Consider the following 12,651-nt stretch of genomic DNA (forward strand, 5'->3'; position numbering starts at 1 on the left):
GCCACGTGGGGCCCGCAGGATTCCCCCGGGCGATTCAGCGGGCTCGCAGGAGTAGATGGCCCCTGCGGAACCGCTCGTCGGTGTGGGGTTGACGAAGCATCCGGCCCACCTCGGCGAATCCGGCCTCGCCCGCCAGCGCGGCGAGATCGTCGATGGGCCACCGGTAGGCCGTCACCACCTTGTGGTCGAACGTGGAGAGCGGCCCGCCCTCGGCTTCGAAGAACCCGAGCAGGAGCGTGCCGTCGCCGCTCAGCGCACGGCGGAACTCGGCGAGGTACGACGGGATCTCCTGCGGTGGGACGTGGATGAGCGAGTACCACGACACGATGCCGCTCAGCACGCCGTCGGCCGAGTTCAGTGCCGCCATCGAACCGACCTCGAAGCGCAGCTCAGGGTAGGTCCGGCAGGCGATGTCGATCATCGTTGGCGACAGATCGATGCCGAACGCGTCCAGCCCGAGTTCCGCGAGGTGCGCCGTCAGATAGCCGGGGCCGCAACCGAGGTCGGCGACAGGGCCCGCGCCGACGATCCTGGTCAGTTCGGCGAACGCGGCGAGGATCGCCCGATCCAGCGGGAAGTCGTCGAGTACGTCGCGGACCAGTTCGGCGTAGCGAACGGCGACGGCGTCATACGCCTGCTGCGTGGTGTGCAGGTGGGGAGGTGTTGTGGTCACCGTGGCGACCCTACTGGCTACCCGTCGGCTACTTCGGACGGCGCGACGGCAGCCGCAGAGACGCCAGACGATGCCCGCTCACGCGGTCCCTCGTGGCCTGGCGCCTGACGATTCTGTTCGCCCGGTGCCCGGCCCAGGACGCGGTGCCCGGTCGCTCGGCCCAGGACGCGGTGCAGGGACGCTTGGCCGGTTCTGGTCCGTTGGATCGGCACCTTGTGTCCGATCTGGTTGCGTGGCCGGTCGGATCGATCGATGCCCGGTGACACGGTTCCCGGCCGCCTTGTGCCCGGCCGCTTGGTGCCCGTCGCTTGGTGCCCGGCGGTCCGGCATCTGCGGTTCGGCTGCAGGGTGACACGGTGCCGGGTCGCACTGCCCGGTCGCACTGCCCGGTGACACGGCATTCGATCGCTTGGCGTCCGGTCGCTTGGTGCCCGGCGGTGGCCGCGTCCATTGGTCTCGACCGGTCGCAGGGCTGCTTCGTGAGGTACGCGAAGGCCCCACCACCCGGGGGAAAGCGGTGGGACCTTCGCGGAACCCGCGATCGAATGCGGGTGTGGGTGACCGGTTCGGTCACTTGGTGGCGATCTTCTGGCCCACCACGATGTAGTCGGGGTTGGAGATGTAGCCGTCGTTCAGCTCGACGAGTTCGAGATAGCCACCCTCGACGTTCTTCTCCTTGGCGATCTCGCTGAGGGTGTCGCCCTTCTTGACGACGTAGTCGCCCTCGGGGTTCGACTTGGCGACGCTGGCCGGTGCGGCCGGCTCGGGCGCGGGAGCGGGGGCCGGGTCGGCCTCCTGCGCGGGCTCCGACGACGAGCCGCTGCCCGTGCTGTTGCCGCTGCCGGTGCTCGGAGCGGCGCCCTCGGTGTTGGTGCCCTCGTAGCTGCCGCCGGTGTAGCCCCGCGAGCCACAGACCGGCCATGCGCCGATGCCCTGGCCGTCGAGGACGCGCTCCGCGATGGCGATCTGCTGCTCGCGGGACGTCTCGTGGGGCATGCCTGTGCCGCCGTACGCCTGCCACGTGCTGAGGCTGAACTGGAGGCCGCCGTAGTAGCCGTTGCCGGTGTTGATGCTCCAGTCGCCGCCGCTCTCGCATTCGGCGATGGCGTCCCAGTTGACGCTGTCCGCCTGAGCGGGGGTGGCCGCGATCGTCAGCGGGGCGCCGACGGCGATGCCGGCGACGGCGACGCGAGCGAGGTTGCGCGACGCTGCGGAGGGTTTGCGGTGCTTGCCTCGGTAAGCCATGTTGACTCGTTCGGCTTCCGCCCCTACGAGATCGCGAGGCAGGCCGGATGGCCTGGCCGATCGGATCTTCGATCGGCAGCCGGCACCGGGGGATGCCGGTTCCTTCCCGTCCCAGTCCAAGAAGCTCTGTTGCTCGGGGTTTCGGTTCCGGGATTCCGCCGGACTGGGCTCGGCGCAACGGAATCCCGGTCGTCGGTCGGTTCGGGGCCAACCGGAATGCGACGGTACGTAACGCCGAGCGTGATCGGAAATTTTTGCAGGGGTGAGCTAGCTCACAGTAACAGCACGCAACCTTGTGCGATTCCAGTGTTTTCGCTGATCAGACGGCCGTTATTATTCCGTTTCCCTTCTGAAATATTTCACCCAAAGTGAGGTATGGGTCACCCCGGTCTAGACCGCTCTGCTCCGTTCGTGGCACTGGTGCGTGTGGCGAACGGCGGCTCCTTCTGGGGCCCTCCAGGCTCTTCGGTGCGGGAGGGTCAGTGCCGGTGCGCGGTGAGGAAATCGGCCAAACCGGACAGATCGTCGGTGTTGAGGTGGTCCACGCCTGCCGCGACGAGTTCCCGCCACAGCGCCGTCCTTTCCGGACCCGCTGCGTCGGGCGTCGCCCAGAACCGCACCCGCTGCCCCGCGGCATGCGCCCGCTGGACGATCGAGTGGAGCCTCTCCCTCTCGGCTTCGGGCATCTCTCCCGCGCCGGGCCACGTGAAGAGTTTGGTCCAGTTGTCCGAGACGAGCGGCGTCAACCTGGCGTCCGCGCCGATGCCGAGGTCGGTGCCGTCAACGATCCGGCCGTCGTAGAACGCGCGCCTGCGCGGCTGCGCCTCCAGCACGGCTCTCGGCCGGTTGCCGGACAGCACCGCCGTGACCGGGCCACGCCACACGCGGCCGCGTGCGTAGCGGGTGAAGAGGAAGGCCCAACGGGGGTCGTCGAGCCTGCGTTCCAGCGCCGCGTAGGTGGACTCGGCCTCGGTCTTGATGTCGATCAGCAGTTGGAAGTCGGTGCGCCGCATGTACACCGAGCCGTGGTTCGCCAGAACGCGGCGCCGCAGCGGCTCCAGGTACAGCGCTTCGAGGGTGCGCTCGGGCGTGAGGTCCCACGGGTCGTGTCCGACGAGGAGTTCACCGTCCACGAGGTGGATGTCGGCCTCCACGCTGGTGAACCCGGTGTCGAGCGCGTCGAGCAGTGGCCGGGTGTGCTCGTAGTCGTTGTGGGCGTGTGCTCGCGGCAGAGGCCGGACACGGACGCCCTGCGGTGTTCCCAGCGCGGCGGCCGAGACGGACGGCGACAGCAGGGGAGAGGCGGCGGCCGTGGCCACCACAAGCCCGAAGGCACGACGAGAGAGGCGCACGGCGCCAGCATGACGAGCGTCGGCGAGGAACCGGTGAATTCACCGTGACCGCGGCGTCACGGTCCGGCTACGGATGGCGTATCGCCCTGCTCGGCCAGCGGACGCGGTGCTGTGAGGATTATTCGGTGCACGGAATGCCGACGGTGGGGCTGGTTCGTACCGGTGCCCGTCGTGCTCGCCGATCGGGGCTCTCCCCCCGGCAGTCGGTCAGCCTCCCGCGAAGGGAGGGAGCACGTCCAGCTCCGCGCCGTCGGGCAGCGGACGGTCGTGGTCGCGCACCGCGATGCCGTCGAGCAGGAAGCTCGCGGCGTCCAGGATGCGAGGAAGGCCGTCGGGGTGTGCGGTGCGAAGGTGGGCGACCGCGTCGGCCACCGACGCCGATGCCGGCAGCTGTACCAGTTCGCTGTCCACACCGGCAGCCGCGCGAGCGGAGGCGAAATAGCGCACCCGCACCGTCACGGCGCGCCCTTCCGCCTCCCGGGATGTCTCGATCACGTCCCCTGTGCCTGCTGTGTTCATCGCACTCCTCGGATTGCCTGCTTGGGGTTGGCGGGTGGTCAACCGCCGATCGCGCTCATGGGGCGGATCGGCTGGGCGAAACCGGCCTCGTTGATCTCGTGGCCTGCGAGTTTGCCCCACATGGCGTGCCGCCAGGCTTTCGCGATCTGCTCGTCGTCGGCGCCCTCGCGGAGCAGGGAGCGAAGGTCGGTCTCCGTGGTGCTGAAAAGGCAGGACCGCACAGCGCCGTCGGCGGTAAGGCGAGTCCGCTCGCACGTCGCGCAGAACGGCCGGGTGACCGAAGGGATGATGCCGACTTCATGGGGCCCGCCGTCAACGAGCCACCTCTCGGCCGGAGCGCCGCCGCGCTCCGCGGGGCTCGGCGTGAGACTGAACTCGGTACTCAGCAGGTGAAGGATCTCGTCCGCGGTGATCATGTCGGCCCTGCTCCAGCCGTGCTGGGCGTCGAGCGGCATCTGCTCGATGAACCGCAGGTGGTAGCCGCCTTCCACGGCGAAGCGCAACAGATCGGCGGCCTGGTGGTCGTTGACGCCGCGCATGAGCACCGCGTTGATCTTCACCGGCTCCAGCCCCGCGTCCTTGGCCGCCGCGAGCGCGTCGAGGACGTGACCGAGGCGGTCTCTGCGGGTCAGGTGGGCGAAGGTTTCGGCATCGACGGTGTCGAGCGAGATGTTGACGCGGTCGAGCCCCGCCTCGGCGAACGCGCGGGCGCGCTTGGCGAAACCGACGCCGTTGGTGGTCATCGCGATGCGGGGGCGCGGCAGCAGAGCCGCCATGCCTGCCACGATGTCTTCGAGATGGGGCCTCAGAAGCGGCTCTCCGCCGGTCAACCGGATGTCGGTGACGCCGAGCAGGCGCACCGCGATGTCCACGAGGCGAACGAGTTCGTCGTCGGCGAGGACATCTTCCTTCGGCATCCAGTCGAGGCCCTCGGCAGGCATGCAGTAGGTGCAGCGCAGGTTGCACCTGTCGGTGACCGAAACCCTGAGGTCGGTGGCCACCCTGCCGAAGGAGTCGATGAGCGCAGGATTGTCAGGGCGCGGCCGGTCGGGGGCCGTGCGTGAGGCAGGCACCCTTGGGATGCCGAGGTCCACTCCCGTCACCGTGCCCAGCCTAGTGGCGACGCTGACGAAAGTGGGGTTCGCCGACCACCGGCTTCGCCAACGATGACTACCGGTTCCGCAACTGCGGAGATATCGTCGGGTTCGTGCCGCATTTTCGGATCGCGGAGGCAGCCCGCCTGCTGGGGGTCAGTGACGACACCGTGCGTCGCTGGATCAAGGCGGGACTGCTCGCCGAACACCTCGACCCCTCGGGACGCAAGGCGCTCGACGGCGCCGAACTCGCCGAGTTCGCCCGCAGGAGCGCGGACAGCTCACCGGACCCGACCGGGGTGGCGCGATCGGCGAGGAACCGGTTCGTCGGGCTCGTCACCGACGTGGTCGCCGATGCGGTGATGGCCAAGGTGGAGATCCAGTGCGGTCCCAATCGCATCGTGTCGCTGATGAGTGCGGAGGCCGTGACTGAACTCGGGCTGCGGCCGGGGGTGGTGGCCGTCGCCGTGGTCAAGGCGACGCAGGTGATCGTCGAGACTCCCTCGCCGAGCGGGCAGCGGGAGGCGAGATGAGCCGGGCACGTCGTCGTGTGCCTGCCGTGGCACTGGTCGTACTCGCCGTCGCCACCTCGGTCACCGCGTGCGGCGGGAAGGGCGAGCGCGTGCTGACCGTGTTCGCCGCCGCCTCACTGACCGATGTCTTCGGGGAGTTCGAGCGGCGTTTCGAGCAGGCCGAGGACGGTATCGACGTGCGGCTCAACGTCGCGGGCTCCTCGCGGCTGGCCCAGCAGATCGCCGAGGGCGCGCCTGCCGACGTGTTCGCCTCGGCCGACACCGCGCCGATGGCCCTGCTGGAAGAGGGTGAGCTCCTGGACGGTCCCGCCACGCCGTTCGCGACGAACACGCTGACCATCGCCGTGCCACGCGGCAACCCCGACGGCATCACGGGCTTCGCCGACCTCGCCGACCCGGGGCTCACCGTCGTCGTGTGCGCGCCGTCCGTGCCGTGCGGGGCGGCGACGAAGCGGATGGAGCGCCGCACCGGGGTGTCGCTGCGGCCTGCCAGCGAGGAGGCCGATGTGCGGTCGGTGCTCGTGAAGGTCGAGGTCGGGGAGGCCGACGCCGGACTCGTCTACGTCACTGACGTCGCGGGCGCCTCCGACGTCGAGGCGGTGCCGTTCCCCGAGTCTGCGGATGTCGTCAACACCTATCCCATCGCTGTACCCGCAGGGGCGGAGGAGGCGGCATCGGGGCGCCGGTTCGTCGAACTCGTGCTGTCCGACGAGGGACGGCGGCTCCTGAAGGAGGCGGGGTTTGGCCTCCCGGAATGAGCGCGGCGGCGACGTGCCAGCGGGTGTTCCGAAGGTGCTCTGGCTGCCCTCGGCTGTGGCGCTCGCGCTCGTCGTGTTGCCTGTCGTGGGGCTGCTCGCGCGCATCGACCTAGCGCGACTGCCCGAGCAGCTCGGCTCACCGGCCTCGCTGAACGCGCTGCGTCTTTCGCTGATCACGGCGACCATCTCCACCGCGCTGTGTGTCGTGCTGGGGGTTCCGCTTGCCGTGGTGCTCGCCAGATCGGGGGCGCGGGGTGTGCGGTTGTTGCGGGCCGTTGTGCTGCTGCCGCTCGTGTTGCCGCCCGTCGTCGGGGGGCTCGCGCTGCTCTTCCTGCTCGGCCGCAACGGGTTTCTGGGCTACGTGCTCGACGTGCTCGCCGGTGTGCGGATCCCGTTCACGACGTCGGCGGTGGTCATCGCTCAGACCTTCGTGGCGATGCCGTTCCTCGTGGTGAGCATGGAGGGGGCGCTGCGGGCTGCGGGTGACCGCTACGAGCGGGTGGCGGCCACCCTCGGAGCGAGGCCCATGACGGTCTTTTCGAGGGTGACCGTGCCGCTGTTGCTGCCGTCGCTCGGGTCGGGGGTTGTGCTGAGCTTCGCCCGTGCGCTCGGCGAGTTCGGCGCCACGATCACGTTCGCGGGCAGCCTCGAAGGTGTCACGAGGACGTTGCCCGTCGAGGTCTACCGCCAGGCCGAGGCCGACCTCGACAGCGCGGTGGCGGTGGCGTTGCTGCTGGTGGTGGTGGCCGTCGTGGTGATCGTGGTGGCGAGGCCGAGGGCACTGGAGGGAGTGCGGTCGTGACACTACGCGCCGAGTTGACCCTGACCAGGGGGTCGTTCGAACTCTCCGTGTCGCTGAGCGTGCCGGAGGGCGGGGTACTCGCCGTACTCGGCCCGAACGGCGCGGGGAAGTCCACGGTGCTCTCCTGCCTCGCAGGGCTGGTGCGGGCCGAACGGGCTCACGTGCGCTTGGGAGGCCGCGTGCTCGACGGTGACGGTGTGCGGGTTCCCGCGCACGAACGGGGCGTCGGGTTGCTCGCGCAGAACGCACTGCTCTTCCCGCACCTGTCGGTGCTGGACAACGTGGCGTTCTCACCCCGATCGCGGGGAGCGTCGAAGGCCGAGGCGCGCGAGGTCGCGCGGCGCTGGCTCGACGAGGTGGACGCTCGCGAGTTCGCCGACCGTTCCCCTGCCGAGTTGTCCGGTGGCCAGGCGCAGCGGGTGGGTCTCGCGAGGGCACTCGCGGGCGAGCCCGGCCTGCTGTTGCTCGACGAGCCGCTTGCCGCGCTCGACGTGGACGCGGCCCCCGCCGTGCGCGGGGTGCTGCGGCGGGTGCTGAGGGAGAGCGGGAGGAAACTCGCGACGGTGCTGGTCACCCACGATCCACTCGACGCGCTCACGCTGGCCGACCACGTGGCCGTGCTGGCCGAGGGGCGCATCGTCGAGCAGGGTCCCGCCCGTGAGGTGCTCGCGGCGCCGAGGACGGTGTTCACCGCGCGCCTCGCGGGGGTGAACCTCGTGCCAGGCACGGCGACGCGCACAGGCAGCGGCGCGGTGGTGCGGACGGCGAGCGGGCAGTCCTTCCACGGCGTGCCCGCACGTGACCTCGCCGACGGTGACGCGGCCGTGGCCGTGTTCAACCCCGGCGCGGTGGCCGTCCATCCCCACGACGCAGAGGTGGCCGGGTCACCCCGCAACGTCGTGAACGCCGTGGTGACGGCTGTCGAGCCGCACGGACCCGTCGTCCGGTTGCGCACCCGTGAGGGCATCAGCGCCGACCTCACCCCCGCCTCGGTCGCCGACCTCGCGCTCGAACCGGGCACACCGGTGCGACTCGCCGTCAAGGCGGCGGTCGTCGCCGTGCACGCCGCGCCGGAACCCGCGCGAGGGCCAGACCCGGCCATAGGGTGGTGACCATGAGCGAGCAGCCGCAGTGGAACTACCTCACCGACATGGACGGTGTGTTGGTGCACGAGGAGGTCCTCGTGCCCGGTGCCGACGAGTTCATCGCGGAGTTGAAGGCGCAAGGAACCCGGTTCCTCGTGCTGACCAACAACTCCATCTACACGCCGCGTGATCTGAGGGCGCGACTGGCGCGCACCGGCCTCGACGTGCCGGAGGACTCCATCTGGACCTCTGCTCTCGCCACGGCGAGGTTCCTGCGCAACCAGCGTCCGAACGGCTCCGCGTTCGTGATCGGCGAGGCGGGGCTGACCACCGCACTGCACGAGGCGGGTTACGTGCTCACCGACATCGATCCCGATTACGTGGTGCTCGGTGAGACCAGGACCTACAGTTTCACCGCCATCACCAGGGCCATCCGCCTCATCGAGCAGGGAGCCCGGTTCATCGCCACCAATCCCGATCCGACGGGGCCGAGCCGGGAGGGAGTGCTTCCCGCGACGGGCTCCGTTGCCGCCCTCATCGAGCGGGCCACCGGCCGTTCCCCCTATTACGTCGGCAAGCCCAACCCGTTGATGATGCGTTCGGCGCTGCGGGCCCTGGGCGCGCACAGCGAGCACACGATCATGATCGGTGACCGGATGGACACCGACATCCACTCGGGAATCGAGGCGGGGCTCCAGACCGTACTGGTGCTCAGCGGCATCTCCACACGGGAAGCGGCCGACCGCTATCCCTTCCGCCCGACACTGGTCGTCGGCTCCGTCGCCGAGCTCGTCGGGCGCACCAGCGACCCGTTCCGGGCGGGCTGATCTCAGCAGGCGAACGACGTGGGCTTATCGTCGGGGCGTGAAGGACCATCCCACGTTCGTCGTCGGCGACGTCCACGGTTGCCGGGACGAGCTGGCCGACGCATTGTGCGACGCCGGGCTTGTTGACGACGGCGGCAACTGGATCGGGGCCGACGCCCACCTGTGGTTCCTCGGTGACTTCGTGGACAGGGGACCCGACGGCGTCGGTGTCATCGATCTGGTGCGGTCGTTGCAGCGGCAGGCGCCGTCGTCGGACGGCTTCGTCAACAGCCTGCTCGGCAACCACGAGATCCTCCTGCTCGGCATGCATCGGTTCGGCGACGCGCCGGTGCCCGGCGGCGCGGGCAGATGCTTCGCTCGGAGCTGGGCCGTCAACGGCGGACAGCTCGCCGACCAGGACGCGCTCACCGGCGAACACATCGAGTGGTTGTGCTCGCGCCCCGTCGTGGCGGTGGCGGCCGAGCACCTGCTCGTGCACTCCGACACCCTCGACTACCTGGACTGGGGTGACACCGTCGAGGAGATCAACACGGCCGTCGGGGAGGTGCTCGCGGGGCACGACCTCGCGCAGTGGTGGGATCTGTGGCGTCGCATGACGAGCAGGTTCGCGTTTCGGGGTCCGGACGGTGCCGAGGCGGCTGAGGAGTTGCTGACGCGGCTCGGCGGCCAGCGCGTGGTCCACGGCCACAGCGTCATCGCCGACCAGGTCGGCGTCCATCCCGTCGAACTCGAAGCTCCCCACCTCTACGCGGGAGGGAAGGCGCTCGGCATCGACGCCGGTCTGTTCGCGGGTGGACCGTGCCTCGTGGTCGAACTGCCCTACACACCCGCCGAGCCCGCAACCGACCGACGCTGAGCAGGCCGTTCTCGCGCGCCATCGGGCTCCGCGGTCGTTCGGCGGGTGCGGGATTTCGGGATCACGGATGGTGGGTCTCAGTGATTTTCCTCGTCACGCAGTGCCCGCAGCAGTGAGCCTGCCTCGCGATCGGTATGCACAGGCCCGCTCGGATGCGGCACTGGCCCTAGTCGTTTCGCGGGTGTCACAAGTGCTCCCCGGCTCTCCGCGAGTTCCTTGATGCCGCGCAGAGTGGCTTCCATGCTGGTGCGCAGGTCGGCGAGGCGGTACGCGATGATCGCGTCCCTCTTGTCAGGCATCGCGTCGATGAACTTCGACAGCCCGGAGCGGGCTGGACCGAGCCGCACACCCTGCCGCAGCAGGACGCCGTCCTCGTGCGGCGTGAGGTCGAAACGCCAGGTCGCCATGGGTTTCGCCGGGTCGGTCTCGGTGTCGCCGAAACGGCCGTCGGGGTCCACCACTGCCCAGGCGAACGTCTTCGGCGGTTCGAACGCGACGACGTGCGACTCGGTGCGCCACTCGCCGACCGCGTCGCTGCGGTTGTGGCCCTCGAATCTCGCGCCGAGCTTGGGGCCGGTGGCCCCGCCCAGCCAGGTGACTCGCTGAAGTTCGGGGCTGAACCTGATCGACAGTTCGATGTCGGTCACCAGCTCCCACACGCGGTCGCTTCCGGCACGGACGACGATGTCGCAAGCGGTTTCCATGTCGGCCTTTCAGCGAGTCGGAACGATCTCCCTGCCGAGCGGCAGGAGCGAGACCGGAACGAGTTTGAAGTTCCCGATTCCCAGCGGGATGCCGATGATCGTGACGCAGAGCGCGATACCCGTCACGATGTGCGAGAGCGCGAGCCACCAGCCCGCCACGATCAGCCAGACGATGTTGCCGAGCATCGAGGGGACCCCGGCCGTGCGGCGCTCCGTGACGGTGCGACCGAACGGCCACAGCGCGTAACCCGCGATGCGGAAGGAGGCGAGGCCGAACGGGATCGTGACGATCAGCAGGCAACAGATGATGCCCGCGAGCGTGTAGCCGAGCGCCAGCCAGAACCCGGACAGCACCAGCCAGATCACGTTCAGTATCGCTCGCACCCCGCCATTGTCCCGCGAAAGTCGCGGGAACCGGAGATGGCTTTCGTGACGTGGATCTCCCTAGACTTCGTTGTGTCGTCGCTTCACCGTCGAGGAGACACCATGTCCAACGCGCCAGCCGTCCCGAGCTACTCGTCCGGCATCTCGGAGGTTCCGCTGCTCGGGGACACCATCGGCGACAATCTCGATCGCACGGCGAAGGCGTATCCGGAGAGGGACGCGCTCGTCGATCATGCGACGGGGCGCCGCTGGACCTACCGCGAGTTCGTCGCCGACGTCGATGCACTCGCCGTCGGTCTGCTGGCGCGAGGTGTCGAGAAGGGTGACCGCGTCGGCATCTGGGCGCCCAACTGTCCTGAGTGGACGTTGACCCAGTACGCGACAGCCAAGATCGGCGCGATCCTGGTCAACATCAACCCCGCGTACCGCTCCCACGAACTCGAATACGTGCTGACGCAGGCCGGGATCTCCATGTTAATCGCGGCGAAGGAGTTCAAGACCTCCGACTACGAGGGCATGATCCGCGAGGTCCGCCCTCGATGTGGCGCACTCACCGACGTCGTCATCATCGGAGGGGAACACTGGAGTGCCCTGCTCGACGACGGCAGGAAGGCCGATCCCGCCGCGTTGTCACGGGCACAGGCCGCGCTTGGTGCCGACGACCCGATCAACATCCAGTACACGTCGGGCACGACCGGGTTCCCCAAGGGCGCCACGCTGTCCCACCACAACATCCTCAACAACGGGTTCTTCGTCGGCGAGCTGTGCGGGTACACCGAGGAGGACCGGATCTGCATCCCGGTCCCGTTCTACCATTGCTTCGGCATGGTCATGGGCAACCTCGCCGCCACGACGCACGGCGCGTGCATGGTGATCCCCGCTCCCTCGTTCGACCCGAAGCGGACACTGGAGGCGGTGCAGGCGGAGCGGTGCACATCGCTGTACGGAGTGCCCACGATGTTCATCGCCGAACTCGCCGACCCGGATTTCGACGGCTACGACCTCGCGAGCCTGCGCACCGGCATCATGGCGGGCTCGCCGTGCCCCGTCGAGGTGATGAAGCAGGTCATCGAGCGCATGGGGATGGCCGAGGTCGCGATCTGCTACGGCATGACGGAAACCTCGCCGGTCTCGACGCAGACGAGAGCCGACGACTCCGTCGAGCGCCGCGTCTCCACCGTCGGCAGGGTGGGGCCGCACCTCGAAGTGAAGATCGTCGATCCCGAGACGGGGCTGACCGTGCCGCGTGGCACGCCGGGCGAACTCTGCACGCGTGGCTACTCGGTGATGCTCGGCTACTGGAACCAGCCCGAGAAGACGGCCGAGGTCATCGACGCGGCCCGCTGGATGCACACGGGCGACGTCGCGGTGATGGACGACGACGGCTACGTGACCATCACGGGGCGCATCAAGGATATGGTGATCCGGGGCGGAGAGAACATCTACCCTCGCGAGATCGAGGAGTTCCTCTACACCCACCCGGACATCCTCGACGCGCAGGTGATCGGTGTGCCTGACGCGAAATACGGCGAGGAACTCATGGCGTGGGTGCGGATGCGTGACGGCGCCGAGCCGATCACGGCGGAGGCCCTTCGTGCGTTCTGCACCGGCAGGCTCGCCCACTTCAAGATCCCGCGCTACGTGCACGTCGTCGAGGACTTCCCTATGACGGTCACCGGCAAGATCCGCAAGGTGGAGATGAGGGAGAAGGCGGTGGAGTTGCTCGATCTCGCCGCCACCGCAGGGGATGCCGGTGCCGAGGCAGGGGGCGGCGAAGTCCGGTAGGGCGTCCAGTGCGCGGCGTTCCGCTGCCGCTTTG

At 69.1% G+C, this 12,651-nt stretch carries 14 protein-coding genes; 7 read left to right on the top strand and 7 right to left on the bottom strand.

What is annotated here, in order from left to right; genetic code table 11:
* Positions 1–34: 34 nt before the first annotated feature.
* The 5 genes from SACXIDRAFT_RS13130 to moaA form a co-directional block, all read right to left on the bottom strand.
* Positions 35–673, bottom strand: a complete 639-nt coding sequence (locus SACXIDRAFT_RS13130) for a class I SAM-dependent DNA methyltransferase (protein WP_006239050.1) — start codon at positions 671–673, stop codon at positions 35–37.
* 570 nt (positions 674–1,243) lie between these two features.
* Complete coding sequence (locus SACXIDRAFT_RS13135) at positions 1,244–1,918, bottom strand: LysM peptidoglycan-binding domain-containing protein (protein WP_006239051.1); 675 nt, start codon at positions 1,916–1,918, stop codon at positions 1,244–1,246.
* Between the two features lie 479 nt (positions 1,919–2,397).
* On the bottom strand, positions 2,398–3,270 hold the full coding sequence (locus SACXIDRAFT_RS13140) for a phosphatidylinositol-specific phospholipase C/glycerophosphodiester phosphodiesterase family protein (RefSeq protein ID WP_006239052.1): 873 nt from the start codon (positions 3,268–3,270) through the stop codon (positions 2,398–2,400).
* A gap of 207 nt (positions 3,271–3,477) precedes the next feature.
* Positions 3,478–3,789, bottom strand: coding sequence for a MoaD/ThiS family protein (locus SACXIDRAFT_RS13145; RefSeq protein ID WP_006239053.1), 312 nt, complete (start codon positions 3,787–3,789; stop codon positions 3,478–3,480).
* Positions 3,790–3,827: 38 nt separating this feature from the next.
* A complete protein-coding gene (moaA, locus tag SACXIDRAFT_RS13150; protein WP_006239054.1) occupies positions 3,828–4,892 on the bottom strand; it encodes a GTP 3',8-cyclase MoaA in 1,065 nt (354 codons plus the stop codon).
* A 104-nt stretch (positions 4,893–4,996) separates the two neighbouring features.
* Here moaA and SACXIDRAFT_RS13155 point away from each other — a divergent pair, with 104 nt between their 5' ends.
* From SACXIDRAFT_RS13155 to SACXIDRAFT_RS13180, 6 genes are read left to right on the top strand one after another with little or no spacing between them, the layout of a single operon-like run.
* On the top strand, positions 4,997–5,416 hold the full coding sequence (locus SACXIDRAFT_RS13155) for a TOBE domain-containing protein (RefSeq protein ID WP_006239055.1): 420 nt from the start codon (positions 4,997–4,999) through the stop codon (positions 5,414–5,416).
* Positions 5,413–6,174: a molybdate ABC transporter substrate-binding protein gene (gene modA, locus SACXIDRAFT_RS13160; protein ID WP_006239056.1), complete on the top strand. Its 762-nt coding sequence runs from the start codon at positions 5,413–5,415 to the stop codon at positions 6,172–6,174. The genes SACXIDRAFT_RS13155 and modA overlap by 4 nt, the downstream gene beginning before the upstream one ends.
* Positions 6,158–6,976: an ABC transporter permease gene (locus tag SACXIDRAFT_RS13165; protein ID WP_006239057.1), complete on the top strand. Its 819-nt coding sequence runs from the start codon at positions 6,158–6,160 to the stop codon at positions 6,974–6,976. The genes modA and SACXIDRAFT_RS13165 overlap by 17 nt, the downstream gene beginning before the upstream one ends.
* Entirely contained in the window at positions 6,973–8,088 is a 1,116-nt protein-coding gene (locus SACXIDRAFT_RS13170) for a sulfate/molybdate ABC transporter ATP-binding protein (protein WP_006239058.1), read from the top strand. The genes SACXIDRAFT_RS13165 and SACXIDRAFT_RS13170 overlap by 4 nt, the downstream gene beginning before the upstream one ends.
* A 2-nt stretch (positions 8,089–8,090) precedes the next feature.
* A complete protein-coding gene (locus tag SACXIDRAFT_RS13175) occupies positions 8,091–8,888 on the top strand; it encodes an HAD-IIA family hydrolase (RefSeq protein ID WP_006239059.1) in 798 nt (265 codons plus the stop codon).
* A 37-nt stretch (positions 8,889–8,925) separates the two neighbouring features.
* Positions 8,926–9,744 (top strand): metallophosphoesterase, encoded by an 819-nt coding sequence (locus SACXIDRAFT_RS13180; protein ID WP_006239060.1) that lies wholly within the window; start codon positions 8,926–8,928, stop codon positions 9,742–9,744.
* Between the two features lie 77 nt (positions 9,745–9,821).
* Here SACXIDRAFT_RS13180 and SACXIDRAFT_RS13185 read toward each other — a convergent pair whose 3' ends face one another.
* Positions 9,822–10,448, bottom strand: a complete 627-nt coding sequence (locus SACXIDRAFT_RS13185; protein ID WP_006239061.1) for an SRPBCC family protein — start codon at positions 10,446–10,448, stop codon at positions 9,822–9,824.
* Between the two features lie 9 nt (positions 10,449–10,457).
* Positions 10,458–10,832: a YccF domain-containing protein gene (locus SACXIDRAFT_RS13190; protein ID WP_006239062.1), complete on the bottom strand. Its 375-nt coding sequence runs from the start codon at positions 10,830–10,832 to the stop codon at positions 10,458–10,460.
* Positions 10,833–10,934: 102 nt separating this feature from the next.
* On the opposite strand from SACXIDRAFT_RS13190, the gene SACXIDRAFT_RS13195 reads away from it, so the two are divergent.
* The gene (locus SACXIDRAFT_RS13195; protein ID WP_006239063.1) at positions 10,935–12,617 is read left to right on the top strand and encodes an AMP-binding protein; all 1,683 of its coding nucleotides are present in this window, start codon (positions 10,935–10,937) and stop codon (positions 12,615–12,617) included.
* Positions 12,618–12,651: the final 34 nt, after the last annotated feature.

The organism is Saccharomonospora xinjiangensis XJ-54, from assembly GCF_000258175.1.
In the GTDB taxonomy this organism is placed as follows: Bacteria; Actinomycetota; Actinomycetes; order Mycobacteriales; family Pseudonocardiaceae; genus Saccharomonospora; species Saccharomonospora xinjiangensis.

What these genes read in the sequence shown, in the direction of transcription:
- SACXIDRAFT_RS13135 (WP_006239051.1), bottom strand. Translation starts at nt 1,918, where the DNA reads ATGGCTTACCGAGGCAAGCACCGCAAACCCTCCGCAGCGTCGCGCAAC.
- SACXIDRAFT_RS13145 (WP_006239053.1), bottom strand. Translation starts at nt 3,789, where the DNA reads ATGAACACAGCAGGCACAGGGGACGTGATCGAGACATCCCGGGAGGCG.
- modA (WP_006239056.1), top strand. Translation starts at nt 5,413, where the DNA reads ATGAGCCGGGCACGTCGTCGTGTGCCTGCCGTGGCACTGGTCGTACTC.
- SACXIDRAFT_RS13175 (WP_006239059.1), top strand. Translation starts at nt 8,091, where the DNA reads ATGAGCGAGCAGCCGCAGTGGAACTACCTCACCGACATGGACGGTGTG.
- SACXIDRAFT_RS13185 (WP_006239061.1), bottom strand. Translation starts at nt 10,448, where the DNA reads ATGGAAACCGCTTGCGACATCGTCGTCCGTGCCGGAAGCGACCGCGTG.
- SACXIDRAFT_RS13195 (WP_006239063.1), top strand. Translation starts at nt 10,935, where the DNA reads ATGTCCAACGCGCCAGCCGTCCCGAGCTACTCGTCCGGCATCTCGGAG.